The organism is Streptosporangium sp. NPDC000239 (assembly GCF_040300765.1).
GTDB lineage: Bacteria > Actinomycetota > Actinomycetes > Streptosporangiales > Streptosporangiaceae > Streptosporangium.
In genome coordinates this window covers 20,741-45,408 of the sequence record NZ_JBEPEI010000011.1, presented here as the reverse complement: position 1 = coordinate 45,408, position 24,668 = coordinate 20,741, and the positions used below count along the sequence as shown (strand labels likewise).

The window sequence follows — 24,668 nt, the reverse complement described above, 5'->3', positions numbered from 1 at the left end:
TGATCAACGCGCTGGCCTTCGCCGACGGAGGAGTCGCGGTGACCAAGTTGGAACGTGTTCCCCCGGGGGTCGATCCGACCGTGCCCAGCTCGGCGCGGGTCTACGACTACCTGCTGGGGGGCAAGGACAACCTCGCGGTCGACCGGACCTTCGCCGAACGGCTGCTCACGGTCGCCCCCGACGCCAGGACGACGGCCAGGGCCAACCGCGACTTCCTGGTCAGAGCGGTCCAGGTCATGGCCGAACAGGGCGTCCGGCAGTTCATCGACCTGGGGACCGGCATCCCGACCTCCCCCAGCGTGCACGAGATCGCCCACGCGACCGACCCGTCCGCCACCGTGGTCTACGTCGACTACGACCCCGTCGTACGGCTGCACGCCGAGGTGCTGCTGGCCGGCGGCAAGAACGTGACGAGCGTCCAGGCCGACGTCCGCAGGCCCGGTGACATCGTCGAGGACCCCGAGGTCACCCGGCTGATCGACTTCTCCGAGCCGGTCGGCCTGGTCATGGTCGCGGTGCTGCACTTCGTCACCGACGAGGAGGACCCGGAGGGCCTCGTCGAGGAGTTCGCCCGGCGGGTGGCGCCGGGCAGCCATCTCGCGCTCTCACACGTCATGGCCGAGAGCACGCCCGCCGCGCGGGCACAGCTGTCCTCGGGAACGGCGAACACCCCCATGCAGGTGACCTTCCGCCCGCACGAGCGGGTCCGCGCGCTCTTCGGCCCGTTCGACCTGCTCGCCCCGGGGCTGGTGCCCGTACAGGACTGGCGCTCCGACGACGACGGGCTGCCGCCGCTGCCCGGCGGGGGACCGTCCAGAATCAGAGTTGACGGAGGGCTCGGCCGTCTGGCGGGGCCTGTGAACAGCGGAGGTGCCCGATGAGAGTCGCCGTCGTCGGAGGGGGACTCGGCGGGCTGACCACCGCCCTGCTGCTGAGCCGGGCGGGGGTCGAGGTGACCGTCTACGAGCAGAGCGGTGAGCTGCGTGAGGTCGGCGCGGGCATCATCGTCGCCCCCAACATGGTGCGCCCCCTGGTCAGGGCCGGGCTCGGCGAACGGCTGGCCGAGTTCGCCGTACGCCTTGAGACCGCCTGGGAGATGCGGCGCTGGCAGGACGGCAGTGTGTTGTTCGCCCAGAAGATGGGGGCGGAGTGCCGCAAGCTGTACGGCGTCGACTGCTACGTCGCCCACCGGGCCGACCTGCTGGCCATGCTGGCCGAGGCGCTGCCCGAGGAGATCGTACGGCTCGACCGGCGGCTGACCGGCCTGCGGCAGGACGAGCGGGAGGTCGAGCTGACCCTCACCGACTCCGCGGGCCGGGAGAGCACGGCCGTCGCGGACGTGGTCGTCGGCGCCGACGGGATCCACTCCACCGTACGGCCCACGGTCGTGACCGAGGCGCCGCCGCGTTTCTCCGGGCTGTGCGCCTACCGGTGCCTGGTCCCCGCCGACGCCGCCCCCTCCCTGATGACCAGGCCGTCCCAGACGATCTGGCTCGGGCCGGGCAGGCACTTCGTGCACTACCCGGTCAGCCGGGGACGGCTGGTCAACGTCGTCGCGGTCGTGCCCGCCGGCGAGTGGCGCGTCGAGTCGTGGACGACGGACGGCCGGCTTGAGGACCTGGCCCGGGAGTTCGAGACGTGGGACCCCCGGCTCGGGGAACTGATCGCCGCCGCGTCGGAGACCAAGCGCTGGGCCATGTACGACCGCGGCCCCCTCGACCGCTGGACCGACGGGCGGGTGACCCTGCTCGGGGACGCCGCCCACGCGATGCTGCCCTTCCTCGGTCAGGGGGCCTGCCAGGCGGTCGAGGACGCCACGGTCCTGGCCGGATGCCTGCGGGAGGCGACGCCGGAGACCGCGGCGCGGGCGCTGCTGCGCTACGAGGAGATCCGCAAGCCGAGAGCCTCCCAGGTGCAGCTCGGCAGCCGGGGGCGCGAGGTGGTCAACCACCTGCCCGACGGTCCCGAACAGCGCAGGCGCGACGAGGGCTTCGCCAAGGGCGACCCGCTGCGGCAGAACGCCTGGCTGTACGGCCACGAGGTCGAGGCCGAACTGGTGCACTGAACCGGTGCGCCGGCGCCCGGCCACGGGAAGGGGGACGGCACCGCGGCCGTCCCCCTTCCTTTTCCGCTCCGTCCCGCAGCCGGCTCAGCCGGTGACCTCGACGCCCTTCCAGAAGGCCACCCGTCCCCTGATCTGGGCGGCCTCCTCCTTCGGGTCCGCGTAGTACCAGGCGGCGTCGGGGTTCTCCGCCCCCTCGACGTGCAGCGTGTAGTAGTTCGCCGTGCCCTTCCAGCCGCAGACGGTGGTGGTCTCCGACGGCCTGAGGTACTCGGAGGAGACGGACTCGATCGGGAAGTAGTGGTTGCCCTCCACGATCACCGTCTCGTCGCTTTCCGCGATGATCTCGCCGTTCCAGCGCGCAGTAGCCATGGGCCAAGGTTCGCACACGCCCCCGCGACGGATCGCGCGGGCCTCGGCCCCGGCGGGCCTCAGTGCCGGAACAGGTCCAGCAGTTCCTCGCCCCTGCGGGTACGGACGATCCACACCTCACGGCCCCGCCGTTCGCGGCTGACCAGGCCCGCCGCGACCAGCCGCTCACAGTGGTAGGTGATCGCGCTGGGCACCATCCCCGCCCCGGCGGCCAGGGCGCTCATCGTGGCGGGCTGGTCCAGGGTGTGCAGCAGCGCCGCGCGCACCGGCCCGATCAGCGCCGTCAGCTCGTCGGCCGCCCGGGGGTTGGGCCCGTGCCACAGCGTCTCGGCTCCGGGGACCGGATAGGCGATCCACACCACCTCGGGGTGGTCCAGCTTCACGATCACGGCGTCACGCCCGGCCAGCATCGGCACCAGGATCATCCTGCGGTCGCCGAGGTCGTACCGGCTCGGCTCCAGGTCCGCGATCAGCAGCCCGTCCTCGCCGTACTGGATCCGCTCGCTCAGGGAGCTCAGCAGTACGTCGAGGCCGCCCCTGACGACGGCGGTGCCGACCCGCTCGACCTCCCGGTCCAGCAGGGACGCGGCTCGCGCCCACACCGGCCCCGTCGCGTCCCACACGTCCCCGAGCGCCGCCGCGTACCCCGCCAGCCAGCGTTTCGGCCGGTCGGCGGCCCAGCGCCAGTGCTCGGGCACCCCCTGCTCGCCGAAGGCCTGTTCGAGGTCGGCGGTCAGCTGCTCCTCGGGTACCGCGCGCAGCAGCTCGGCCTGCGAGGCGACGGAGAAGCCCTCGATCGGGGTCTGGGGCACCACGCTGTCGGGGACGACCGAGTATCCCGGCGCGCCGAGCGGCCTGACCGCCTCACGCGCCTGCGGGCCGACCGAATCCTGGATCACCCGCCGCCACCGCTCGGGCAGCCCCCTCCGTCTGCCCGCCAGCGCGTCGGCGATCACGGCCAGAGCCGTCAGATTCGGCGAGATCGACACCGAGACCCTCGGCGCCGAGGAAACCCGCAGTTCGCTCCACACCCGTGTCCCCGTATCCGCCCCCACCCGGGCAACCCTAGTGACCGACCCTCGGAAACGGCGACATTTCACTAAAGCTGGAAACTTCGGTAAACCGGTCGCACAGAGGGCCTCCCGGACGGCGTTCGAACGGCGGGCGGGTGGTTCACGGTCGGCTCACGGTCGGCTCACGGGTGAGAGGAGCCGGCGCGGGGGCAGGGGCGGGACATGACACACGCCATCCACCGGACGGCCCGCCCGGGCCGGATTCTGGTCGGTACGGCCTCCTGGACGGACAGGTCGCTGCTGGAGTCGGGCTGGTATCCCGAGGAGGCCTCGACCCCGGCCGCGCGACTGGCCTGGTACGCCTCGCGGTTCCCGATCGTGGAGGTCGACTCCACCTACTACCACCCGCCGTCACTGCGGACCGTGCAGGCCTGGCGGGACCGCACCCCGGCGGGCTTCGTCTTCAACGTCAAGGCGTTCTCCCTGCTCACCGGTCATCCGACCCGCCCCGAGGCGCTCTACAAGGACCTGCGGGACACGCTCGGCGAGGTACCAGAGCGCCTCTATCTGGACGGCGTCGGCCCGCAGATCGCCGAGGAGGTCTGGCGGCGCTTCCTCGGCGCGCTCACCCCGCTGCACGAGGCGGGCAAGCTAGGCGCCCTGCTGTTCCAGTTCCCGCCGTGGCTGCCCGCCGGAGAGCACGGCAGGCGGCGCGTCCTCGACTGTGCCCGCCGATGCGCGCCGATGCGGATCTGTGTCGAGTTCCGCAACCGGACCTGGATGGAGGGGGCCGGCCGCGCCGCGACCCTGGGCTTCCTCGCCGAGCACGACATCCCCTACGTGTGCGTCGACATGCCCCAGGGCCACCCCTCCTCGATCCCTCCGGTGACGGCCGTGACCTCCGACCTCGCCGTGGTCCGCCTGCACGGCCACTCGTCGCGGTGGGTGGGCGGGAACGTCGAGGAGCGTTTCTCCTACCGGTACACCGAGACCGAGCTCAGGCGGTGGGCCTCCCGGATCCTCGCGCTCTCCCAGAGCGCGGAGACGACCCACGTGCTCACCAACGTCTGCTGCGGTGACACCTCGCAGCGCACCGCCGCCCGGCTGGCCGCCCTGATCGAGGAGTCACGGCAGGCCGGGGACGCCGCGCCCTCCTTCCGCGCCGGGGTCCTCACCCACCCCGCCGCGCGGCGCCGCCCCCGCTGAGGGGTACGGCCCCGTTCCCGTGATCCGTCACCTGGCCCCGCGTCTGGGCGCCGTCATCGCCGCCCTGCGCTCGTCGGGACTCGTCCCACCCCACACCCCGTACATCTGGTGGGTGTTCAGGGCGTACTCCAGGCAGCGGTGCTGCACCGGGCAGCGGCGGCACACGGCCTTGGCCTGCTCGTACTGCTCCCGCCCCGGCCCCTCCGTGGAGACGGGGAAGAAGAGTTCGGGGTCCTCGGTGAGACAGAGAGAACGGCGCGACCAGTGGATGATGGGGATGACGTTGCCCTGAAGAGACATAGGCGATCCAATGACGGTGAGGAAGCTCGACGGTTGGCGGCTCGGCTTCTGGATCGCGTGCCCGCAGGAAGTACATTCATACCTTTTCGGGGGAAAAATCGGGGCGTCTTGACCTCGGATTTCCCTGAGGAGCCGCCCGTCAGGGGCACGATCTCCGAACCTCCGCGCTCCTTCCCGCCCGCCGATGACGGCCGCCGGAGGCCGGCGGCCCTCCCGGGCCGTCCGCCGAACTCCCTCAGGACACCCGTCGGCCCTGCCGTACGACCACGACACGGCCACGACATGGATATGGCACAGGTCACGTTCCACCCGTCTCCCAGCCGGAGCGGGCCACGATCTCCGGCCTCGCACGGCGTGCGGGACGCCGCCTGACGCGATCGACGTGGTCGATCTCGTCGGAAGTGTCGGGAAATATCCGTGCACCAATTCCCGCAAAGGGCTCGTTTGTCGCGCTTTTACGACATGTCAGTACCAGATACACCGGAGACAGAAAAAAGCGCCATCGATGACATATCACTGTCGTCCCCAAAGGACCAAAACGATCATATTCTATTTTTTGAGATAAACCCTCAGTACTTTACTTTCCAGTTGCTCGACAACGTTGAAATCCAGACCCTCGATGCACAATCATTGTCCCTGGCGATCCGCAGGGAGCCGAAAGGCACTCACGCTGATTCGCCCAGAATTTCCCATTAGTCTCCATGGAGGAATACCATGATCCGTCGCGTTATCGTCGGCGCGGCCGTCGCAAGCGCCCTGGCTGTCGCCGCCATGACGCAGGCCACCGCGGCCTCCGCTGCTACCGACCCCTTCCCGTCGCCCTACCACGTGCCGCCGTTCCACGTCGGCCACGACCAGGACGTCGACGTCACCAGCAGCGAGACCACCTGCTCCACCAACAACCAGGGTCTCGGCCTGCTCCTGGGCCTCGGCCTCGGCCTGAACCTGTGCGACGTCAACATCCCCATCCTCAGCCCTAGCAGCAACAACAACTAGGCGCCTGTGACGGCCGCTCATGTGCACAGCGGGCACCGTCATAGAGGCACGAGGATTCTCACGTAGCACCAACCCCTGACGCGAAGAGTGACTGGCCAGCGCTTTTCTCGTCAGGGGTTTTTCATGCCCCAAGCACGACAAACCGGGCGCGGCACGCCTTTTCATGCCACTTCTCAAACTTGAGACTTGACGGGCATGCCACACCAAAAGGCGACAGCCCGGCTTTCCTCGCAACTCCCGGCAAGCTCGTAAATCACCGATGAGCCCTGCCCTTTCCCTACAGCAGCGGCCCGGGAAAGACCTCCAACGATGCGGGGCGGGCCCCTGCGGGCGCGGTCTGTATGGTCATGGCCATGACCCTGCGCGTGGTGATCGCCGACGACGAGGACCTGACCCGCACGGGGCTGCGGATCATCATCGACTCCGAACCCGGGCTCACCGTGGTCGGCGAGGCGGCCGACGGCGCCGGGGCCCTGACCGCCGCACGCGAACTGCGCCCCGACGTGGTGCTCATGGACGTGCGGATGCCCGCGGTGGACGGCGTCCAGGCCATCCGGCACCTGCTCTCCCCGCCCGAACCCCCCAAGATCATCGTGATCACCACCTTCGGCAACGACGACCTCGTCTACGAGGCGCTGCGAGCCGGGGTGAGCGGCTTCCTGCTCAGACGGACCCGCCCCGACGAACTCGTCCAGGCGATCAGGACCGTGGCCGCCGGAGACCGCCTGCTCTTCCCCTCCGCCGTACGCACCCTCGCCGCCCTGCACGGCGACGGCAGGACCGTCCCCGGCATCGGCAGGCTCACCGAACGCGAGGCGGACGTACTGCGCCTGATGGCACGCGGCCTGTCGAACGGTGAGATCGCCGTGGAACTGGCCGTCGGCACGGACGTGATCAGGACGCACGTGAGCGACGTGCTGTCCAAACTCGACGCCCGCGAACGCCCCCAGGCCGTCATCGCCGCCTACGAGTCGGGCTTCGTCTCCCCCAGGTGACACCGCGGGCTCCGTGAGCCACCCGGCGGGACTCCTCAGATGGGGGAACCGTCGTCCTCGTCGCCCTCCCCCGGCCCCGGCCTGCCACCACCGCTCTCCGAAGGGGACGGCGAGGGGGTCGGCTGCCCCGGCTCGGTCGTCGCGGGAACCGGCGGCGGGGTCGGCACGAACGTCGTCTGCGGGCGCGGCCTCGGCGGCGGCGCCCCCTCCTCCTGCCTGCGCAGCAGCACCAGCAGCATCACGGCCAGCAGCACCAGCAGCACGGCGAGCGTGGCCGTGGCGAAAAGCACGGAACGACGCGTCTCGACGGGTGGCGGCGCTCCGACCGGCGGCGCGGGCAGCGCGGGCGAGCGATCGCTCACCCAGTGCGGCGCGAAGTCGGGGCCGTGCCGCTCGCCGATCAGTGTGCCGCGCACCAGCACCGGTTCGAGGAAGCGCTCCGCCCCCGCCCTGCCCGGTTCGTACGGCGTCGCCACCCACGGCGCGTCTCCGCCGTCCATCGCCAGAACCTGGGGCATCGTGTCCGCGACCGCCGTACGGCCGCGGGCCGCCCTGACCATCCAGCCCCGCATCCCCGAACGGCTCGCCGCCGCCTCGCGGATGCCGGTGACGAAGCGGTCGCGGGCCGCGGGGTCGTGCGCGGCGCCCCTGGTGAGCACCGCGACCGAGACCTGCCTGCCGTCGGAGCCTTGCCCGAGGTAGACCAGCCCGGCGGGACCGACCCCCAGCCGCGCCCGCAGCACGAAGGGCCCCAGGTGGGGCGGGTCACCGTGCTGAAGCGGACTGGCCACGCCTGCCATGAAAGCACACGGCGCGGACGTCCCCTCGTCCACACGGGCACCGCGTTGTGGGTAGGAACGGGAAATGGGCACCCGACCAGCCGTGCGACCCGGCACTTCATTTGGTGGAATGTCAACATGACCGTCGCGGAAGAACTGCCGAGCGAGACCGACGCCGGACTGCTGCGCGAGGCCCTGGCCGAGGTCCGGCGGGTCATCGTGGGCCAGGAGCACATGGTCGAACGCCTGCTCGTCGCCCTGCTCGCCCGTGGCCACTGCCTGCTGGAGGGCGTGCCCGGGGTGGCCAAGACGCTGGCGGCCTCGACGCTGGCCACCGTCGTCGGCGGTGACTTCGCCCGCATCCAGTTCACCCCCGACCTGGTGCCCAGCGACATCGTGGGAACCCGGGTCTACCATCCCTCCCGCGAGGAGTTCGACGTCGAGCTCGGGCCCGTGTTCGTCAACTTCCTGCTGGCCGACGAGATCAACCGCGCCCCGGCCAAGGTGCAGTCGGCGCTGCTTGAGGTCATGGCCGAGCGCCAGGTGACGCTCGCGGGACGCACCCACCGGCTGCCGAGGCCGTTCATCGTGCTGGCCACCCAGAACCCGATCGAGTCCGAGGGCGTCTACCCGCTGCCCGAGGTCCAGCGCGACCGCTTCCTGTTCAGGATCCGGGTCGCCCACCCCAGCGCCCACGAGGAGCTGGAGATCCTGCACCGGATGAGCGTGACCCCGCCTGAGCCGAGGACCGTGCTCGACCCGGCGCGGCTGATCGCGCTGCAGGCCGCCGCGGAACAGGTGTCGGTGCACCACCTGGTCGCCGACTACGTGGTCCGGCTGGTGATGGCCACCCGCTCCCCCGCCGAGTACGGCCTGGCGGAGCTGGCCGACGACATCGAGATCGGGGTCAGCCCCCGCGCCACCCTCGGCCTGGTCGCCGCAGGCCGCGGCCTGGCCCTGCTGCGGGGCCGCGACTACCTGCTGCCCGACGACGTCCGCGACGTGGCCGCCGACGTGATGTCCCACCGCCTGATGCTCACCTTCGACGCCCTCGCCGACGGGGTGAACCCCGAGGACGTGGTCGGGCGGGTGCTGGCGGCCGTGCCCCCGCCCCTGGTCGTGTGGAACCAGGACTCACGGTGACGGGCGTCACCGGCGCCTCGGAGCGGGCGCTGCGACGGCTCGAACTGACCATCGTCAGACGCCTGGACGGCCTGCTGCACGGCTCCTACCAGGGGTTGCTGCCCGGCCCCGGCGGCGAGTTCGGCGACAGCAGGGTCTACGTCCCCGGTGAGGACGACATCCGCAGGATGGACTGGGCGGTGACCGCCCGCACGACCGTCCCGCACGTGCGCGACCTGATCGCCGACCGGGAGCTGGAGACCTGGGCGCTGGCCGACCTGTCGCCCAGCATGGACTTCGGCACGGACACGATGGAGAAGAGGGACCTGGTGGTCGCCGCGGTCGGTGCGATCGGCTTCCTGACGAGCCGGATCGGCAACCGGTTCGGCGCCTACGTCCTGCACGACGAGTACGTCCACCGGATGCCCGCCAGAGGCGGCAGGCCCGCCCTGTACGGCCTGCTGAACTCCCTGGCCCAGGCGCCCAGGGGCCGTCCCGTCGCGGACGCCCCCGACCTGGCCGAGGCGATCGGGGTGCTGGCCTCGGCGCGGCGGCGGCGCGGCCTGCGGGTGGTGGTCTCCGACTTCCTCGACGCCGCCCCGGTCCTCGATCCCGGCGCCGAGCCGCCCTGGGAACGGCCGATCCGCCGCCTGGCCGCCCGGCACCAGGTGCTGGCCGTCGAGGTGATCGACCCGCGTGAACTCGAACTGCCGCCGGTCGGCCTGGTCACCCTGACCGATCCGGAGACGGGCCGCGCCCGCAGGATCCGCCTGACCGGCAGGGTCCGCGCGGCCTACGCGCGGGCCGCCGCCGCCCAGCGGGAGGCCACCGCGGTGGCGCTGCGGCGCTGCGGGGTCTCGCACCTGGTGCTGCGCACCGACCGCGACTGGGTGGCGGACATCGCCCGCTTCGTCCTGCGGCAGCGGCGCACGGCCCACCTGGCGCACCGGTCCATCGTCCCGGGAGCGGCCAGATGACCTTCCTCTCACCGGCGTGGCTGTGGCTGTTCGCGGTGCTCGCGCTGCTCGTCGCGGGCTATGTGGTCGCCCAGTTCGCCCGGCGGCGCTACGCGGTGCGCTTCACCAACCTGCCGCTGCTGACGCTGGTCGCCCCCTCCGGGCCCGACTGGCGCAGGCACCTGGCTCCGCTGCTGTTCCTGCTGATGATGGGCCTGCTGGTCGTCGGCGCCGCCCGGCCCGCGGACTCCGTACGGGTTCCGCGCGACCGCGCCACGATCATCATCGCGATGGACGTCTCGCTGTCGATGGAGGCCGCCGACGTCCCGCCGAGCAGGCTGAGCGCCGCCAAGGAGGCGGCCCAGCGGTTCGTCAGGGACCTGCCCGAGCGCTTCAACGTCGGCGTCGTCGCCTTCGCCCGTTCGGCCTCGGTCGTGGTCTCCCCCACCACCGACCACCAGGCCGTCGTCACCTCCATCGGCAACCTCACCACCAGGGCCGGCACCGCCATCGGCGAGGCGGTCTTCAGCTCGATCGACTCCCTGCGCTCCTTCGACCAGCAGGCCGTCACCGACCCGCCGCCCGCGGCGATCGTGCTGCTGTCCGACGGCGACAACACCTCGGGCCGCTCGGTCGGCGACGCCATCGACGCCGCGATGAACGCGCGCGTGCCGGTCTCGACCATCGCCTACGGCACCCAGGAGGGCACCGTCTCGATCGACGGCCGCGACGTGAACGTGCCGGTCAACAAGACCACCCTGCAGTCCCTGTCCGAGGGCACCTCGGGACGGGCCTACGAGGCGGAGTCGGGCAGCCAGCTGCGGGAGGTGTACGAGCAGATCGGCACCTCGCTGGGCTACCGCACGGTCAACCAGGAGGTCAGCCAGTGGTTCGTGGTCGCGGCGATCGTGACCGGGCTGCTGGTGGCCGTGACGGCGGGGCTGCTGGGATCACGGCTGCCCTGACCGGGTCCCCACCGTTGGTAACGTTCTACGACGTGGCCCACTACTTCGAGGAGCGTCCCCAGACCGCCAGCCGCCCGGGCTCGGTCACGCTCGTGCTCCCCGACCTGCACCTGAGACTTGAGACCGACAGCGGGGTCTTCTCCCCCGAGCGGGTCGACCAGGGGACCCGCATCCTGCTGGAGAGCGTGCCCGCCCCGCCCGCGACGGGCGACCTGCTCGACCTGGGCTGCGGTTACGGGCCGATCGCGCTGACGATGGCCTCACGCGCGCCTGAGGCGACCGTGTGGGCCGTGGACGTCAACCGCAGGTCGGTCGAGCTGTGTGCGAGGAACGCCCAGACCGCCGCCCTTGACAAAGTAAGGTCGGTGCACGTCGACGAGGTCCCCCCCGAGGTGCGCTTCTCCGCCATCTGGTCCAACCCGGCGATCCGCATCGGCAAGGCCGCGCTGCACGAGATGCTGGCCCGCTGGCTGTCCCGGCTGACCCCGGACGGCCAGGCCCATCTGGTCGTCCAGAAGCACCTGGGCTCCGACTCCCTGCAGCGCTGGCTGAACGATCAGGGCTGGCCCGCCGAGCGCGCCGCCTCCCGCTCCTCCTACCGGATCCTCCGGGTCGGCGCCCGCCCCGCGGACCAGGAGCGGTGAGCGGGCCGATGGGCGAGACGAAGAACGACAACGGACGAGGAACGGTGAACGACCGATGACCGCCAACCCGCGCAGGCAGCTGCGGCCGACCGACGTCAAGCGGCTCAACCGCACCTGGCGCAGGAACACCGGGGGACGCCTGGCCCTGATCGTCGAGTCGGTGACCGGCCCGTTCAACATCGGCTCCATCTTCCGTACGGCCGCCGCGTTCGGTGTGGACCGGATCTGGCTGGCGGGCAACGCCACTCCCCCGACCAACCCGAAGGCGCAGAAGACCGCCCTCGGCACCGACCGCCTGGTCGCCTGGGAGGAGCCGGTCCCCTCGGCGGAGGCGGTGCGGGCGGCCAGGGCCGAGGGGTTCACGGTGGTCGCGATCGAGCTGACCGGCGACGCCGTACCGCTGCACGAGGCCAAGCTGGACGGTGACGTGTGCCTGGTGGTCGGCGGGGAGGACCACGGCTGCTCCCCCGCGCTGCTTGAGGCCGCCGACGCCGTCTGCTACATCCCGCAGGTCGGCCGGGTCGGCTCGCTCAACGTGGCGGTCGCGACCGCCATCGTGGTCGCCGAGGCGCGCCGCAGGGAGTGGGCCGGGCTCCCGGCCGGGGGCGGGGTGACCGGAGTGCAGTGAGCGGCCCGCCGGAGGCGGGTGGTTCCCGAACGTTCAGCTTCCGGCGATGACGGGCCGTGCCTGTAACGGGCATACTCCTGCACGTGCAGCCCCGTTACGCCTTCCTCGACCATCCCGGCCCGCTCGCCTTCGCCCACCGGGGCGGGGCGGCCGAGGGCCGGGAGAACACCCACGCCGCGTTCGCCCGCGCCGTCGAGCTCGGATACACCTACCTGGAGACCGACGCGCACGCCACCTCGGACGGGGTGCTGCTGGCCTTCCACGACCACACCCTGGACCGGGTGACCGACCGGCGGGGCCGCATCGCCGAGTTGCCGTACCGGCTGGTGCGTCAGGCGCGGATCGACGGCGTCGACGAGATCCCGCTCATGGACGACCTGCTGGGCTCCTGGCCCGAGGCGCGCTTCAACATCGACGTCAAGGAGGCCTCGGCCATCGCCCCGCTGGCCGAGGCGATCAGGCGGACCGGCGCCTACGACAGGGTCTGCCTGACGTCCTTCTCCGACGAACGGCTCGCCCGCGCCCGTGCCGCCGTCGGCAGGCCGGTCTGCTCCTCCCTGGGGCCACGCGGGGTGGCGGCCCTGCGCGCCGCGGCCACCACGTCGGGCTACGGCCGCCTGCTGGCCCGGCTGGCCCGCGCGGGCGTGCCGTGCGCGCAGGTCCCGCTGGGCTTTCGCGGGCTGCGCGTCACCACGCCCGCGCTGGTGCGCACCGCGCACGCCCTCGGCATGCAGATCCACGTGTGGACCGTCAACGACCCCCGGGAGATGGAGCGCCTGCTCGACCTTGGGGTGGACGGTGTGATGACCGACAACATCTCCGGCCTGCGCGAGGTGCTCCAGGCCCGAGGGCAGTGGCACCCCGGCGCCGCCTGACCCCTCTCTCCGTGAGCGCACGACCCCCGTCCCCCCGTGAGCAAAGGACGCCCATGACCGCAGGACAGGCCGTCGAGGAATCCCCCCTCGCCCGCCGCAGGCAGCAGCGCGGCTGGTACTTCTACGACTGGGCGAACTCCGCCTTCAACTCCACCGTGCTGACCGTCTTCCTCGGCCCCTATCTGACGACGATCGCCGAGAACGCCGCCGGGGGCAGGCCGTACGTGCCGGTGCTCTGGTTCGACGTACGGCCCAGCGCCTACTACTCCTTCGTGGTCGGGGCGGCGGCCGTCCTGCAGATCATCCTGATGCCCGTGGCCGGGGCCCTGGCCGACCACACCGGGCGCAAGAAGGAGCTCATGGGGTTGTTCGCCTACGTCGGCGCCGGGGCCACGGTCGGCATGTGGTTCGTCTCCGACGGGAGATACCTGCTGGGCGGAGTGCTGTTCATCGTGGCCAGCCTGGGGTTCTCGACGGCGTTCGTCGTCTACAACTCGTTCCTGCCGGAGATCTCGACCGCCGACGAACGCGACCGGGTCTCGGCGCGCGGCTGGGGCTTCGGCTACCTCGGCGGCGGCCTGCTGCTGGCCCTCAACCTGGCGCTCTTCCTGGGGCACGAGACCCTCGGCGTCTCCGAGACCGACGCCGTGCGCATCTGCCTGGCCTCGGCGGGCCTGTGGTGGGCGGGGTTCACGATCATCCCGATGCTGAGGCTGCGCAACCCGGGCTCGGCGGCCGGGGCGCACGGCACGGTCGTCACGGGCAGTTTCAGGCAGCTGGGCCGTACGCTCGCGGAGCTGCGCAGGTATCCGCTGACGCTGGCCTTCCTGGTGGCCTACCTGATCTACAACGACGGCGTGCAGACCGTCATCTCCTTCTCGGCCACCTACGCCGACAAGGAGCTGGGGCTGAGCCAGACCTCGCGGATCGCGGCGATCCTGATGGTGCAGTTCGTCGCCTTCGGCGGCGCCCTGCTGCTGGGCAGGCTGGCCTCCTCCTACGGGGCCAAGCGGGTCGTGATGAGCGCGCTGGTCGCCTGGATGGCCGTGGTCGGCGTGGCCTACTTCCTGCCGAGGGGCTCGGCGCTGCCGTTCTTCGCGCTGGCCTTCGCGATCGCGATCGTGATGGGCGGCACCCAGGCCCTGTCGCGTTCGTTGTTCTCCCATGTGATCCCGGCGGGCAAGGAGGCCGAGTACTACAGCCTCTACGAGATCAGCGACAAGGGTTCGACGTTTCTCGGTTCCTTCGCCCTGGGCGTGGCCCTGCAGCTGACCGACAGCTACCGGCTCGGCGTACTGTCGTTGCTGGTGTTCTTCCTGGTCGGCCTGGTGGCGCTGGGAGCGATCAACCTGCCGAAGGCGATCAGGGCCGCGGGCAACAGGGTTCCCGAGCGCATCTGAGCGGCCCGAGAACGGCTCTCTCCGCAGACCGGGTCAAGAAGGCGCGATTGGATCACCCCGGGTGTGGGAATCCACACACGGTATCAAGCGTTGTACGCCGTGGGAGACGAACCCCTCACGACGGGGCCCTCAGGAGGCATTGAGACATGGGCGAGCGTGCGCTACGCGGTACCCGACTCGGGGCGACCAGCTACGAGAACGACCGCAACACCGATCTGGCCCCGCGCCAGGAGGTGTCCTACACCTGCCCGAAGGGCCATCGATTCGACGTTCCCCTCGCCGCCGAGGCGGAGATCCCGGCGACCTGGGAGTGCCGGATGTGCGGTGCGACGGCGCTACGGGTGGACGGAGAACTGCCGGAGACCAAGAAGGTAAAGCCCCCGCGGACCCACTGGGACATGCTACTTGAGCGCCGCACCATCGAGGATCTGGAGGAGGTCCTCAACGAGCGCCTGGCCATCCTGCGCGCACAGCGCCGCAAGAGCGCCTGACCCGGCCCGCGCCCTTCGCGTCCCCCCGGTTCCTCGGTCGAGGAGCCGGGGGTCGGCGTCTCCGCCCTTTTTTCTCACCTTCTCGTCTCACCTTCCGGTCCTTGCGCCCCGTGCTCGGCACCCCCTGCCTGCGCCGATACTGAAAACGTGCTGAGCAGTCAACGCCTGCGGGTGCTCCTTGAGGTCTTCAGGACCGGGAGCATAGCCGGGGCAGCGCGTGTCCTGCGGCTCTCGCCGTCCGCCGTGTCCCACCAGCTGTCGAAGCTGGAGGAGGAGGCGGGTGTCGGCCTGGTCGAGCGGGGCGCGCAGAGCCTGCGGCTGACCGGGGCGGGACGGCGGCTGGCGACCAGGGCCCAGGAGGTCCTGGACATCATCGAGGCGGCGGAGAAGGACCTGCTGGCCCAGGCCAGGGCCGACGCGGGCCAGCTGCGGATCGGGTTCTTCGCCTCCGCCGGATACCGGCTGCTGCCGCTGGCGCTGTCGACCTTCACCGCCCGTCATCCCGCCGTCGAGCTGGACCTGGTGCTCGGCCAGCCGCACGAGCTGCTGCCCGACCTGGAGCGCGGCGCCCTGGACGTGCTGGTGGTCTTCGAGCACGCCCTCGACCCGTGGAAGGCCCCGGAGGGGGTCGAGGTCACCCACCTGTTCGACGAGCCGCAACTGCTGGTCGTACCGCTCGGCCACCCGGCGGGCCAGCGCCCGCGGGTACGGCTGGCGGACCTGGCCGAGGAGCCGTGGATCACCACCTACGGCACCGACACCCCGGTCTCGGTCCTTGAGCGGGCCAGCGCCCTTGAGGGGTTCAACCCGACGATCCGCTGCCGCAGCGACCATTACGAGGTGACGCTGGGGCTGGTCAGGGCCGGGCTGGGGGTCGCCCTCGTGCCCAGTCTCGGCGCGCAGGGCGCCTCGGGCATCCAGATGTGCCGCCTGGACGGCCCGAGGCTCTACCGCAGGATCGGGGCGGCGGTCCGGCCGACGAACCCCAACCCGGCGCTGCGGTCCTTCATCGACTATCTGCGCGACGCCTCGGCCCAGATCCGCAACGCCCTGCGCTGAGCGCGGCTCAGGCGCCGGTGAAGACGCCGGGGACCCGGCCCCGCCAGGGCAGGGCCTCCTCCAGGTGGGAGGCCAGCCGCAGCAGCAGGTCCTCACGGCCGTACGGCGCGACCAGCTGCACGCCGATCGGCAGCCCGTCCCGGCTCCAGCCGAGCGGCAGGCTGACGGCCGGCAGCCCGGCGATGTTGAACACCACCGTGAAGGGGCCGTACTCGAAGAGGCTCTCGTGCCAGCTGGTCATGGTGTGGCCGGGGTCGTCGTAGCGCAGGGTTCCGTGCGGCGCGGGCAGCTGCCCCAGGGTGGGGGTGATGAGGAGGTCGTGCCCGGTGAAGAAGGCGCCGACGGAGCGGCTGATCCGGTTCTGCGCGGCGAGGGCGCCCATCAGGTCGAGGGCGCCGAGGTCTCCGGCGACGTCGAGGGCGTGCCTGGTGACCGCCTCGAACCGTTCGGGGTCAGGGGGCGTCCCAGGGGTCGTTCCCGGAGCCGCGGCCGAGGCGACGCAGGCGACGGCGACCGGCACGACGCCGCCGATCACGAGGTCCCAGTCGACCTCGGGGCTCGCCTCGGTGACGAGGTGGCCCATTCCCTCCAGGGTCCTGCCGGTCGCGACCGCCGCGGCGGCCACCTCGGGGTCGACCGCGGCGCCCGACCAGGCCGTGGTGGTGACGGCGATCCGCAGCCTGCCGGGGTCCGCGCCGATCTCCTCGGTGTAGCGCCTGGCCGGGGGCGGCGCGGTGTACTTGTCGCCCGCGGCGGGGCCGTGGACGGCGTCGAGCAGGGCGGCGGCGTCCCTGACGGTGCGGGTCAGCCCGAAGTCGCAGGACATCCCGAACGTCACCTCGGCGGCGTCGGGGCCGCTGGAGACACGGCCCCGGCTGGGCTTGAGCCCGACCAGGCCGCAGCAGGAGGCGGGGACGCGGATGGAGCCCGCGCCGTCCGTGCCGTGCGCGAGGGGCACGGCGCCCGCGGCGACCAGGGCGGCGGCCCCACCGCTCGATCCGCCGACGCCGCGTTCCAGGTCCCAGGGGTTGCGGGTCGGCCCGTGCTTGAGCGACTCGGTGGAGAAGCTGACCACCATCTCCGGCACGGTGGTCAGGCCCAGGGTGACCAGGCCCGCGGCCCGCAGCCGGGTCATCAGCTCGCTGTCGTGGCCGGGGACCGTCTCCAGGCCCCTGCTGCCCAGGAAGGACGGCACGCCCCGCGCCATCGGCCCGCTGTCCTTGATCAGGAAGGGCACGCCCGCGAGCGGCCCGTCCGCCGCGTGGTCGAGCGCCGGGGAGAACGGCGGCAGGGCCAGGGCGTTGAGTTCGGCGTCGGCCGCCTCCAGCGCCCTTCTGGCGGCCTGTTCGACCTCGGCCGCCGTCACCTCGCCCGCCGCGATCAGGTCCCGCAGCCCGACGGCGTCGTGACGTGCGTACTCGTGGAGCTCCACTGGCGTTCCTCCCGTCGGCGGGCCCGTGTCATGTCGTCCCGCTCCTGCCTTCGAACAGTGTTAGCGCGTTCCAGCGATGGATTTCCACTGTTTCCTGGGCTTTTCTGGCGAAGAGCGACAAATAGCCGGGGTTCCCTGCCCGTACGGCGGACGGAGGAGCCGCCCGCCGTACGGGGCCTCAGGAGTCCTGTCCGGTGAGCCCGGCCAGGGCTCCGACGCGCAGGCCCGCCTCGCGGACGCGCCGGACCAGGGCGTGCTCGCTCCCGGCGGGGCCGTTGGCCAGCACGGCGTAGCCGATCCTGCCGCCGGGGCCGATCATCACCCCGACGTCGGTCCGCACCCCGGTGTCGGTTCCTGTCTTGTTGGCCACCCACACCATCCCCCGCGCAGGCGCCTGGGGAACCTCACGGTCCTCGGCCTCGTGCGGCAGCAGGGCCGGGACCAGGCTCCGGTCGCCGTTGTGCGCCATCCAGCGCAGCATGAGCCGGGTCCACTCCGTGCGCCCGTCGAGCCCTGCCGCGAACGCGGCCAGCTCACCCGCCGTGCCGACGGCGAAGGTGGGCGGGTGCGAGGGCAGCCGGGGCTCGCGGATGCGGTCGAGGACACGGGTCCGGACGAAGCCCAGTTCGGCGGCGCCGCGCGCCACCTCCTCCAGGCCGACGCGGCGCAGCAGCGCGTTGGTCGCGGTGTTGTCGCTCACCGAGGCCACGAGCACGGCCAGGTCGGCGACCGTCCAGGAGGGGGCCGACAACAGGCCGAGCAGCCCCGAGCCGCCGCAGCGGTCCTCCTGGCGCAGTTCCACCGGTTCGGCGGGGTCGAGTTCCCCCGAGACGATCCGCCGGGCGGTCACGGCCAGCAGCAGCAGTTTGCCCGCGCTGGCGAGGACCATCTCGGTGTCCTCCCGGAGGGCGAGCAGCCCGGGCACCGAGACCGCGAGGGTGCCCGGTCCCTCCTGGTCCACCACCTCGGCGCTCATGCGGCCAGCACCCTTCCCGGCCTGGCGCCGGTCTCCGCGCCGTCGCGGACCACGGTCCGCCCGGCGACGACCACCCGGTGCACCCCGGCCGGCGGCAGGAGCGGGTCGGTGAAGGTCGCGTGGTCGGCGATCGTGGCGGGGTCGAAGACGACCAGGTCGGCGTGGGCGCCGTCGGCGATCACACCGCGCCCCCGCAGGCCGAACCTGGCCGCGGCCATGCCGGTCATCTTGTGCACGGCCGTCTCCAGGCTGAGCAGCCCCAGGTCCCTGGCGTAGTGGCCGAGCACCCGGGGGAAGGTCCCGGCCCAGCGGGGGTGGGGACGACCGCCCGGCTTGGGCACGCCGTCTGAGCCGATCATCGAGTACGGCGCCGCGAGCACCCGCCGTACGTCCTCCTCGACCATGGAGTGGCTGATGATCGTGACCTCGCCCTGCTCGGCGACGAGCAGGGCGGCGGCCACGTCGAGGGGGTCCTGGCCGCGGGTGACGGCCAGCTCGGCGATCGTGAGCCCCTCCGTTTCGGAGTGGCGCGGCGCACAGGCGATCGAGATGCGATCCCAACCTCCGTTGCCGACGGTGTTCTCCCATCCGGGGACACCTTCGGCGATGGCAAGGCGCATCAGGTCGCGCTGGCCGGGGTCGGCCAGGCGTGCCGTCAGCGCGGAGATCCCGCCCTCGGAAGCCCATGGCGGAAGCATCGCGCCCAGCGCCGTACTCCCCGCAGTATAGGGATAGACGTCACATGTCACATCCATCCCGTCTGCACGAAGAGTGGAGATTCTGGGGAGAGTGCGCTCCGTACGGCCCCATGCGTACTTTCCCGCCGTCTTGTGGTGGGAGACGTGCAGCGGGGCGCCGCTCCTGGCGGCGATCTCGACGGCCTCCTCAAGCGCCTCCTCCACCCGGGACATCTCGTCGCGCAGATGGGTGACGTACGGCTTGCCGTGCCGGGCCGCGACGGCCGCGAGCGCGACGACCTCGTCCGTGCCCGCGTAGGTGCCGGGGGTGTAGATCAGCCCGGTGGAGAGCCCTGCCGCCCCGGCGGTCAGCGCCCGGTCGAGCAGCAGGCACATGGCCTCAAGCTCCTCGGGGGTCGCCGCCCGGTCGACGGGGCCCATCACCCCGCTGCGCAGCGTGCCGTGCCCGACCAGGGAGGCCAGGTGGTTGGCCCTCGGCACGGCGGCGTGCGCGGCGCCGAACTCCGCGAACCCCTCGTACATGCCGACGTCACCGCCGAAGTAGACCCGGTTCTCCGCGCCCATGGCGGCCAGCCATCCCGGCAGCGCGGGGAACAGGCTCGAACCGCAGTTGCCGGAGATCTCGGTGGTCACGCCCTGCAGCACCGAGGCCATGACCATCTCGCGGCCGAGCTCGCCGTCGATCAGGGTGACGCCGTCGGAGTGGGTGTGCACGTCGATGAAGCCGGGGGCGACGGCCAGGCCGGTCACGTCGGCGACCTCGTCGGCGGTGGCCGGGGCTCCCGGGGGAAGCAGGGTGAGGCGTCCGCCGGCGACGCCGACGTCGGCCGGGCGCGCGGCGTCCGGGGAGTCCGTCCCGTCGATCACGAGGCCGCCGCGCAGCAGCAGGTCGAAGTGGTTCACAACACCTGCCCGAGGAAGGCGCGGAAGCGGTCGTTGGCCGGGTTGGCGAGCACCTGCCGGGGGTCGCCCTGCTCGACGATGACACCGCCGTCGATGAAGACCAGGTTGTCGCCGACCTCGCGGGCGAAGCCCATCTCGTGGGTCACCACCATCATCGTCATGCCGCTGGCCGCCAGGTCCCGCATGACCGCCAGGACCTCCTGGACCAGTTCGGGGTCCAGGGCGCTCGTCGGCTCGTCGAAGAGCATGAGCTTGGGGTCCATGGCCAGGCTGCGGGCGATCGCCACGCGCTGCTGCTGGCCGCCGGACAGCTGGGCCGGGTAGTGCGTGGCCCGCTCGGCGAGGCCGACCCGTTCGAGCAGTTCCATCGCCCGTCTTCTGGCGGCCTCCCTGGGGACGCCCTTGACGACGACCGGGCCCTCCATGACGTTCTCCAGCGCCGTGCGGTGCGGGAACAGGTGGAAGCGCTGGAAGACCATGCCGATGTCCTGCCGCTGGGCGCACAGCTGGGCGGGACGCAGGTGGTGCAGGCGTTCGTCCCGCTCGGTGTAGCCGATCAGGTCGCCGTCGACCCAGATGCGGCCCGAGTCGATGGTCTCCAGGCGGTTGACACAGCGCAGCAGCGTGGACTTGCCCGACCCGGAGGGGCCGACGACGCAGACCACGCCGCCGACGGGCACGTCGAGGCTGATGCCCTTGAGCACCTCGACGGGGCCGAAGCACTTGCGCACCGAACGGATCCGCACCATGGGCCGCGTGGACGCGCTCCCGGTGACTGCCGCGGCCATCACACACTCCCCTTGCCGAAGGGCCGCAGGTTGCGGCGGACCCTGGTCTGCAGCGCGTGGTGGCCGCGCTCGAACCGCTTCTCGATGAAGTGCTGGCCGACGCTCGCGATGGTGGTGAGCACGATGTACCAGATGGAGGCCACGATGAGCATCGCGATGACCTCGAAGTTGCCCAGGTAGATGCGCTGGGAGACGGTCAGCAGCTCGGCTCCGGCGATGACCGAGACCATCGAGGTGGTCTTGAGCATCGAGATGAACTGGTTGCCGGTCGGCGGGATGATCACACGCATCGCCTGCGGGAGCACGACCCGGCGCAGCACCTGCCGGTGCGACATGCCGAGCGCCTCCGCGGCCTCACGCTGTCCCGGATCGACCGAGCGGATGCCCGCCCTGACGATCTCGGCCATGTAGGCGCCCTCGTTGATGGCCAGGCCGAGCAGCGCCGCGGTGAAGGGCGTGATCAGCTCGTTGGCCTGCCACTCGATCAGCTTGGGGCCGTCGAAGGGCACACCGATGCCGAAGGAGGGGAAGACCAGCCCGATGTTGAACCAGAAGATCAACTGGACCAGCAGCGGGGTGCCGCGGAAGAACCAGGTGTACAGCCCGGAGGCGGCCCGCAGGACGGGGCTGCCGGACAGCTGCATCACGGCGGCGAGAACGCCCAGCGCCAGGCCGATCACCATGGACAGCACGGTGAGCTGGATGGTGACCCACAGACCGCCGAGGATCCTGCCGTCGGTCAGGTACTCGACGATGACGTCCCAGTGCAGGTTCTCGTTGACGATGATCGTGTAGAGCAGCCAGACCATGGCGAAGACGGCGACCACCGCCGCGATCCACCTGCCGGGCCTGGGCGGGCGGATCGCGTCGATGGGCAGGTGCGGTTCGGACGCCGTCCGCGCGCCGGTGGCCACCTCAGGGGCGCCTGTCACTTCCACGGCTTGGTGTTGACCATCGTCTCGGACACGGCGTTGGAGGTCACGCCGTACCTTTCGAGGACCTCCTTGTAGCCGCCGTCGGCCAGCAGCTCCTGCATGGCCTTGGCGACGGCGTCGCGCAGGCCCGCGTTGTTGCGGTCGATCGCGATGCCCCAGGGGCCGGCGTCGTACTGCTCGGGCAGCACGTCGTACTTGCCGGTCTCCTTGGCGTACATGGCGGCGACGGGCGAGTCGACGATGGTGGCGACCGCGCGGCCCGAGTCGATGCTCAGCAGGCCGGTCGGCGCGTCCTCGCTCTGCATGATCTGCATCTTCTTGGCGCACTTGTCGTTCTGCCGCTGCCCGATCGCGAGGTTCGAGCTGCCCTTGGCGAGCACGACGACGCGGCCGCACAGGTCCTCAAGGTTCTTGACGCCCTCGGGGTTGCCCTTCTTGACCATGACGGCCCCGCCCGCGTTGAAGTAGTCGACGAAGTCGACGGCCGCGCGGCGCTCCTCGGTGTCGCTCATGGAGGACATGACGATGTCCCAGCGCTTGGCCTGCAGGCCGGGGATCAGGCCGTCGAAGGCGGCGTTGGTCACCTTGATCTTCAGGTCCAGCTTGGCGGCGATCGCGGCGGCGAGGTCGGGGTCGACGCCGATGAGCTCCTGGGTGCCCTCCTTGTACATCTCCATCGGGGGGTAGCCCTCCGAGGTCGCCATGCGCAGCTCACCGGTCTTGCGCACGGCCTCGGGCACCAGGTCCTTGGCGGTCTTGCCCGCCGCGGCGGCCGCGCCCGTGTTCGCGTCCGTCTCCGACGCCGAGCGCCCGCAACCGCCCGCGAGCGCCGTGACGATCAGGGCGGCAGCAATGACGGAATAAGTCCTTTTTGTCATTTAAGCTCCTGTTTTGCGAATAGTTGAGCTTATGCTGCCGACGGCAGGTAACGGTCCCAATGCAGGTGAATGCTTGCGAGTCTGAGCATCGAAAACTTCGATGCTCAGACCGGACAAATGCCTTAAAGCCCTACCTTCGACCCCATGACCTTGGTGATCGAGAACGGCTGGCCGCGCACCACGACGTGGGCCGGTGAGGAACTCCACATCGGCGGGGTGGGCGTGCGGGAGCTCGCCGCCGAGTTCGGCACCCCCGCCTACGTCCTCGACGAGGAGGACTTCCTGGCCCGCTGCGCCGAGTGGCGCCGGGCGCTGCCCGACGGGGAGGTGCACTACGGCGGCAAGGCCTTCCTCTGCCCCGAGGTGGTGCGCTGGCTCGACACGGCCGGGCTCTGCCTCGACGTGTGCACCGGAGGCGAGCTCGCGGTGGCCGTGGCCGGCGGCATGGACCCGGCACGGGTGGTCTTCCACGGCAACAACAAGTCCCCGGCCGAACTGCTCCGCGCCGTCTCCTGGCGGGTCGGCTGCGTGGTCGTCGACTCCTTCGCCGAGATCGGGCGCCTGGCCGCCGTCGCCGCCGAGGCGGGGGTACGGCAGAGCGTCATGATCCGCGTCACCCCCGGGGTCGAGGCGCACACCCACGAGTTCATCGCCACCGGCGGCGACGACTCCAAGTTCGGCTTCTCACTGCGCGCCGGGCTCGCGGCCGAGGCCGTCCGCCGGGTCCTGGCCGAGCCGTCGCTCGAACTGGCCGGGCTGCACTCCCACATCGGCTCGCAGATCACCGACCTGGCGGGGTTCACCCTGGCCTCGCGCCGGATGGCCGCCTTCCTGCGGACCATGGAGGACGAGAACGGCGTGACGATCCCCAAGCTCGACCTCGGGGGCGGCCTGGGCATCGTCCACCGGCCCGGCGACCCGCTCCCCCCGCGTCCCGCCGAGGTGATCGCCGCGGTGCGCGAGGCCGTACCGGCCCACGTGCGGCTGGCCGTCGAGCCCGGCCGCTCCATCGCCGGGCCGAGCGCCGTCGCGCTGTACGAGGTCGGCACGGTCAAGGAGATCCCCGGCGCCCGCACCTACGTCAGCGTGGACGGCGGGATGAGCGACAACCCCCGCCCCGCCATGTACGGCGCCGCCTACACCGCGATCCTGGCCTCCCGCTCCTCCTCGGCCCCCGCCCGGGAGGTCACCGTGGTCGGCAAGCACTGCGAGAGCGGGGACGTCCTGGTCCGCGACCTGCCGCTGCCCGCCGACGTCCGGCCGGGCGACCTGCTCGCCGTCCCCGCCTCCGGCGCCTACCAGCGCTCGATGGCCAGCAACTACAACCACGTGACGCGCCCGCCCGTGGTCGCGGTCCGCGACGGGTCCGCCCGGGTGATCGTGCGCAGGGAGACCGAGGAGGACCTCCTGCGGCTGTACGTCTGAGCCTCCCGGCCCTCACCGTGCTCTGGGTGCCCGTTACCGGCCGAATCCGGCCAGATACGGCGTCGGCACCGTAGCGTGCAGAAGGATTTCCCTGAAAGACCGCTCACGGACAACCCAGCACGGACCCAAGGGAGGTCTGCCATGTTACGCAAGACCCATCTGGCCCTGATCGTGGCCCTCGGCGCCGGCGTCGTCTCCGTCGGCGCCGCGGCGGCGGCCGAATCGGCGTCAGGCCACTCCGGATACCAGGCGTACACCGTGATCAAGAACGCCGAGGGGGCGGCCGTCGGCACCCTCAGGATCGACCACGAACGCTACGGCAAGTCCAGGGTGACCGTGGCCGTCAAGGGCCTGACCCCCGGCTACCACGGTTTCCACATCCACACCGCCGGGATCTGCGACCCCAAGTCGACCGATCCGGCGACCGGCAGCCCCTTCTTCAGCGCGGGCGGCCACTTCAACCTCGGCACCGGCGGCCACGGCGACCACACGGGCGACCTGCCCGCCCTGCTGGTCGGCGCGGACGGCACCGGGAACGCGTCGGTGGTGACCGACCGCTTCCGGGTCGGCCAGCTCCTCGACAAGGACGGCAGCGCGGTCATCGTCCACGGCCTGCCCGACAACCTCGCCAACATCCCCTCCCGTTACGCCGACGCCAACGGCAAGACGGGGCCGGACGAGGCGACGCTCAAGACCGGTGACGCGGGCGGGCGGATCGGCTGCGGCGTGATCACCGGGCGCTGACCCGTTCCCCGGCCCGGTCCTCGCCG

General features: G+C 71.5%; 26 protein-coding genes. 16 read left to right on the top strand and 10 right to left on the bottom strand.

The features are described 5' to 3' along the window. Positions 1 to 38: 38 nt before the first annotated feature. Positions 39 to 881: an SAM-dependent methyltransferase gene (locus tag ABT340_RS25205; RefSeq protein ID WP_352013289.1), complete on the top strand. Its 843-nt coding sequence runs from the start codon at positions 39 to 41 to the stop codon at positions 879 to 881. After that, a complete protein-coding gene (locus ABT340_RS25200) occupies positions 878 to 2,065 on the top strand; it encodes an FAD-dependent monooxygenase (protein WP_352013288.1) in 1,188 nt (395 codons plus the stop codon). Before ABT340_RS25205 ends, ABT340_RS25200 begins: the two co-directional genes overlap by 4 nt. Positions 2,066 to 2,149: 84 nt before the next feature. Here ABT340_RS25200 and ABT340_RS25195 read toward each other — a convergent pair whose 3' ends face one another. Then, on the bottom strand, positions 2,150 to 2,434 hold the full coding sequence (locus ABT340_RS25195) for a DUF427 domain-containing protein (protein WP_352013287.1): 285 nt from the start codon (positions 2,432 to 2,434) through the stop codon (positions 2,150 to 2,152). Between the two features lie 59 nt (positions 2,435 to 2,493). Further along, positions 2,494 to 3,489 (bottom strand): ArsR/SmtB family transcription factor, encoded by a 996-nt coding sequence (locus ABT340_RS25190; RefSeq protein WP_352013286.1) that lies wholly within the window; start codon positions 3,487 to 3,489, stop codon positions 2,494 to 2,496. 180 nt (positions 3,490 to 3,669) lie between these two features. Between ABT340_RS25190 and ABT340_RS25185 the strand changes: the two genes are divergently transcribed. Next, positions 3,670 to 4,653 (top strand): DUF72 domain-containing protein, encoded by a 984-nt coding sequence (locus tag ABT340_RS25185; protein WP_352013285.1) that lies wholly within the window; start codon positions 3,670 to 3,672, stop codon positions 4,651 to 4,653. A 27-nt stretch (positions 4,654 to 4,680) separates the two neighbouring features. Here ABT340_RS25185 and ABT340_RS25180 read toward each other — a convergent pair whose 3' ends face one another. Further along, on the bottom strand, positions 4,681 to 4,953 hold the full coding sequence (locus ABT340_RS25180) for a WhiB family transcriptional regulator (RefSeq protein ID WP_352013284.1): 273 nt from the start codon (positions 4,951 to 4,953) through the stop codon (positions 4,681 to 4,683). Positions 4,954 to 5,667: 714 nt separating this feature from the next. Here ABT340_RS25180 and ABT340_RS25175 point away from each other — a divergent pair. Together ABT340_RS25175 and ABT340_RS25170 are read left to right on the top strand one after the other, a co-directional pair. Beyond that, positions 5,668 to 5,949: a hypothetical protein gene (locus ABT340_RS25175; protein ID WP_352013283.1), complete on the top strand. Its 282-nt coding sequence runs from the start codon at positions 5,668 to 5,670 to the stop codon at positions 5,947 to 5,949. A 353-nt stretch (positions 5,950 to 6,302) separates the two neighbouring features. Next, the gene (locus tag ABT340_RS25170) at positions 6,303 to 6,944 is read left to right on the top strand and encodes a response regulator transcription factor (protein WP_352013282.1); all 642 of its coding nucleotides are present in this window, start codon (positions 6,303 to 6,305) and stop codon (positions 6,942 to 6,944) included. Between the two features lie 35 nt (positions 6,945 to 6,979). On the opposite strand, the gene ABT340_RS25165 is transcribed toward ABT340_RS25170, so the two are convergent. Next, on the bottom strand, positions 6,980 to 7,744 hold the full coding sequence (locus ABT340_RS25165; protein WP_352013281.1) for a hypothetical protein: 765 nt from the start codon (positions 7,742 to 7,744) through the stop codon (positions 6,980 to 6,982). 117 nt (positions 7,745 to 7,861) lie between these two features. On the opposite strand from ABT340_RS25165, the gene ABT340_RS25160 reads away from it, so the two are divergent. The 9 genes from ABT340_RS25160 (at position 7,862) to ABT340_RS25120 (ending at position 15,863) form a co-directional block, all read left to right on the top strand. After that, positions 7,862 to 8,866, top strand: coding sequence for an AAA family ATPase (locus tag ABT340_RS25160; RefSeq protein WP_352013280.1), 1,005 nt, complete (start codon positions 7,862 to 7,864; stop codon positions 8,864 to 8,866). Further along, positions 8,863 to 9,822, top strand: a complete 960-nt coding sequence (locus ABT340_RS25155; RefSeq protein WP_352013279.1) for a DUF58 domain-containing protein — start codon at positions 8,863 to 8,865, stop codon at positions 9,820 to 9,822. Before ABT340_RS25160 ends, ABT340_RS25155 begins: the two co-directional genes overlap by 4 nt. Next, positions 9,819 to 10,766 (top strand): VWA domain-containing protein, encoded by a 948-nt coding sequence (locus tag ABT340_RS25150; RefSeq protein ID WP_352013278.1) that lies wholly within the window; start codon positions 9,819 to 9,821, stop codon positions 10,764 to 10,766. Before ABT340_RS25155 ends, ABT340_RS25150 begins: the two co-directional genes overlap by 4 nt. A 32-nt stretch (positions 10,767 to 10,798) precedes the next feature. Further along, positions 10,799 to 11,410: a class I SAM-dependent methyltransferase gene (locus ABT340_RS25145; protein ID WP_352013277.1), complete on the top strand. Its 612-nt coding sequence runs from the start codon at positions 10,799 to 10,801 to the stop codon at positions 11,408 to 11,410. 55 nt (positions 11,411 to 11,465) lie between these two features. Continuing rightward, positions 11,466 to 12,038, top strand: coding sequence for a TrmH family RNA methyltransferase (locus tag ABT340_RS25140; protein ID WP_352013276.1), 573 nt, complete (start codon positions 11,466 to 11,468; stop codon positions 12,036 to 12,038). A gap of 83 nt (positions 12,039 to 12,121) precedes the next feature. After that, a complete protein-coding gene (locus ABT340_RS25135; protein WP_352013275.1) occupies positions 12,122 to 12,913 on the top strand; it encodes a glycerophosphodiester phosphodiesterase family protein in 792 nt (263 codons plus the stop codon). A 53-nt stretch (positions 12,914 to 12,966) separates the two neighbouring features. Continuing rightward, positions 12,967 to 14,313, top strand: a complete 1,347-nt coding sequence (locus ABT340_RS25130; protein WP_352013274.1) for an MFS transporter — start codon at positions 12,967 to 12,969, stop codon at positions 14,311 to 14,313. A 146-nt stretch (positions 14,314 to 14,459) separates the two neighbouring features. Next, a complete protein-coding gene (locus ABT340_RS25125) occupies positions 14,460 to 14,804 on the top strand; it encodes an RNA polymerase-binding protein RbpA (protein ID WP_352013273.1) in 345 nt (114 codons plus the stop codon). 147 nt (positions 14,805 to 14,951) lie between these two features. Next, positions 14,952 to 15,863, top strand: coding sequence for a LysR family transcriptional regulator (locus ABT340_RS25120; RefSeq protein ID WP_352013272.1), 912 nt, complete (start codon positions 14,952 to 14,954; stop codon positions 15,861 to 15,863). Positions 15,864 to 15,870: 7 nt separating this feature from the next. Here ABT340_RS25120 and ABT340_RS25115 read toward each other — a convergent pair whose 3' ends face one another. The 6 genes from ABT340_RS25115 to ABT340_RS25090 all read right to left on the bottom strand — a co-directional run bounded on the left by ABT340_RS25115 (position 15,871) and on the right by ABT340_RS25090 (position 22,473). Further along, on the bottom strand, positions 15,871 to 17,295 hold the full coding sequence (locus ABT340_RS25115; RefSeq protein WP_352013271.1) for an amidase: 1,425 nt from the start codon (positions 17,293 to 17,295) through the stop codon (positions 15,871 to 15,873). 178 nt (positions 17,296 to 17,473) lie between these two features. After that, positions 17,474 to 18,271, bottom strand: coding sequence for a serine hydrolase (locus ABT340_RS25110; RefSeq protein ID WP_352013270.1), 798 nt, complete (start codon positions 18,269 to 18,271; stop codon positions 17,474 to 17,476). Beyond that, positions 18,268 to 19,872 (bottom strand): N-acyl-D-amino-acid deacylase family protein, encoded by a 1,605-nt coding sequence (locus tag ABT340_RS25105; protein ID WP_352013269.1) that lies wholly within the window; start codon positions 19,870 to 19,872, stop codon positions 18,268 to 18,270. The genes ABT340_RS25110 and ABT340_RS25105 overlap by 4 nt, the downstream gene beginning before the upstream one ends. After that, positions 19,869 to 20,660, bottom strand: a complete 792-nt coding sequence (locus tag ABT340_RS25100; protein WP_352013268.1) for an amino acid ABC transporter ATP-binding protein — start codon at positions 20,658 to 20,660, stop codon at positions 19,869 to 19,871. Before ABT340_RS25100 ends, ABT340_RS25105 begins: the two co-directional genes overlap by 4 nt. After that, complete coding sequence (locus tag ABT340_RS25095; protein ID WP_352013267.1) at positions 20,660 to 21,598, bottom strand: amino acid ABC transporter permease; 939 nt, start codon at positions 21,596 to 21,598, stop codon at positions 20,660 to 20,662. The genes ABT340_RS25100 and ABT340_RS25095 overlap by 1 nt, the downstream gene beginning before the upstream one ends. Continuing rightward, positions 21,589 to 22,473 (bottom strand): ABC transporter substrate-binding protein, encoded by an 885-nt coding sequence (locus tag ABT340_RS25090; protein ID WP_352013266.1) that lies wholly within the window; start codon positions 22,471 to 22,473, stop codon positions 21,589 to 21,591. Before ABT340_RS25090 ends, ABT340_RS25095 begins: the two co-directional genes overlap by 10 nt. 144 nt (positions 22,474 to 22,617) lie before the next feature. On the opposite strand from ABT340_RS25090, the gene lysA reads away from it, so the two are divergent. Continuing rightward, positions 22,618 to 23,898: a diaminopimelate decarboxylase gene (gene lysA / locus ABT340_RS25085; protein ID WP_352013265.1), complete on the top strand. Its 1,281-nt coding sequence runs from the start codon at positions 22,618 to 22,620 to the stop codon at positions 23,896 to 23,898. Between the two features lie 141 nt (positions 23,899 to 24,039). Then, a complete protein-coding gene (locus ABT340_RS25080) occupies positions 24,040 to 24,642 on the top strand; it encodes a superoxide dismutase family protein (RefSeq protein WP_352013264.1) in 603 nt (200 codons plus the stop codon). Positions 24,643 to 24,668: the final 26 nt, after the last annotated feature.

Excerpts from the sequence above, each read along its gene's own strand:
- ABT340_RS25200 (WP_352013288.1), top strand. The coding sequence starts at position 878 with ATGAGAGTCGCCGTCGTCGGAGGGGGACTCGGCGGGCTGACCACCGCC.
- ABT340_RS25195 (WP_352013287.1), bottom strand. The coding sequence starts at position 2,434 with ATGGCTACTGCGCGCTGGAACGGCGAGATCATCGCGGAAAGCGACGAG.
- ABT340_RS25185 (WP_352013285.1), top strand. The coding sequence starts at position 3,670 with ATGACACACGCCATCCACCGGACGGCCCGCCCGGGCCGGATTCTGGTC.
- ABT340_RS25180 (WP_352013284.1), bottom strand. The coding sequence starts at position 4,953 with ATGTCTCTTCAGGGCAACGTCATCCCCATCATCCACTGGTCGCGCCGT.
- ABT340_RS25175 (WP_352013283.1), top strand. The coding sequence starts at position 5,668 with ATGATCCGTCGCGTTATCGTCGGCGCGGCCGTCGCAAGCGCCCTGGCT.
- ABT340_RS25170 (WP_352013282.1), top strand. The coding sequence starts at position 6,303 with ATGACCCTGCGCGTGGTGATCGCCGACGACGAGGACCTGACCCGCACG.
- ABT340_RS25165 (WP_352013281.1), bottom strand. The coding sequence starts at position 7,744 with ATGGCAGGCGTGGCCAGTCCGCTTCAGCACGGTGACCCGCCCCACCTG.
- ABT340_RS25160 (WP_352013280.1), top strand. The coding sequence starts at position 7,862 with ATGACCGTCGCGGAAGAACTGCCGAGCGAGACCGACGCCGGACTGCTG.
- ABT340_RS25150 (WP_352013278.1), top strand. The coding sequence starts at position 9,819 with ATGACCTTCCTCTCACCGGCGTGGCTGTGGCTGTTCGCGGTGCTCGCG.
- ABT340_RS25140 (WP_352013276.1), top strand. The coding sequence starts at position 11,466 with ATGACCGCCAACCCGCGCAGGCAGCTGCGGCCGACCGACGTCAAGCGG.
- ABT340_RS25130 (WP_352013274.1), top strand. The coding sequence starts at position 12,967 with ATGACCGCAGGACAGGCCGTCGAGGAATCCCCCCTCGCCCGCCGCAGG.
- ABT340_RS25125 (WP_352013273.1), top strand. The coding sequence starts at position 14,460 with ATGGGCGAGCGTGCGCTACGCGGTACCCGACTCGGGGCGACCAGCTAC.
- ABT340_RS25110 (WP_352013270.1), bottom strand. The coding sequence starts at position 18,271 with ATGAGCGCCGAGGTGGTGGACCAGGAGGGACCGGGCACCCTCGCGGTC.
- ABT340_RS25100 (WP_352013268.1), bottom strand. The coding sequence starts at position 20,660 with ATGGCCGCGGCAGTCACCGGGAGCGCGTCCACGCGGCCCATGGTGCGG.
- ABT340_RS25090 (WP_352013266.1), bottom strand. The coding sequence starts at position 22,473 with ATGACAAAAAGGACTTATTCCGTCATTGCTGCCGCCCTGATCGTCACG.
- lysA (WP_352013265.1), top strand. The coding sequence starts at position 22,618 with ATGACCTTGGTGATCGAGAACGGCTGGCCGCGCACCACGACGTGGGCC.
- ABT340_RS25080 (WP_352013264.1), top strand. The coding sequence starts at position 24,040 with ATGTTACGCAAGACCCATCTGGCCCTGATCGTGGCCCTCGGCGCCGGC.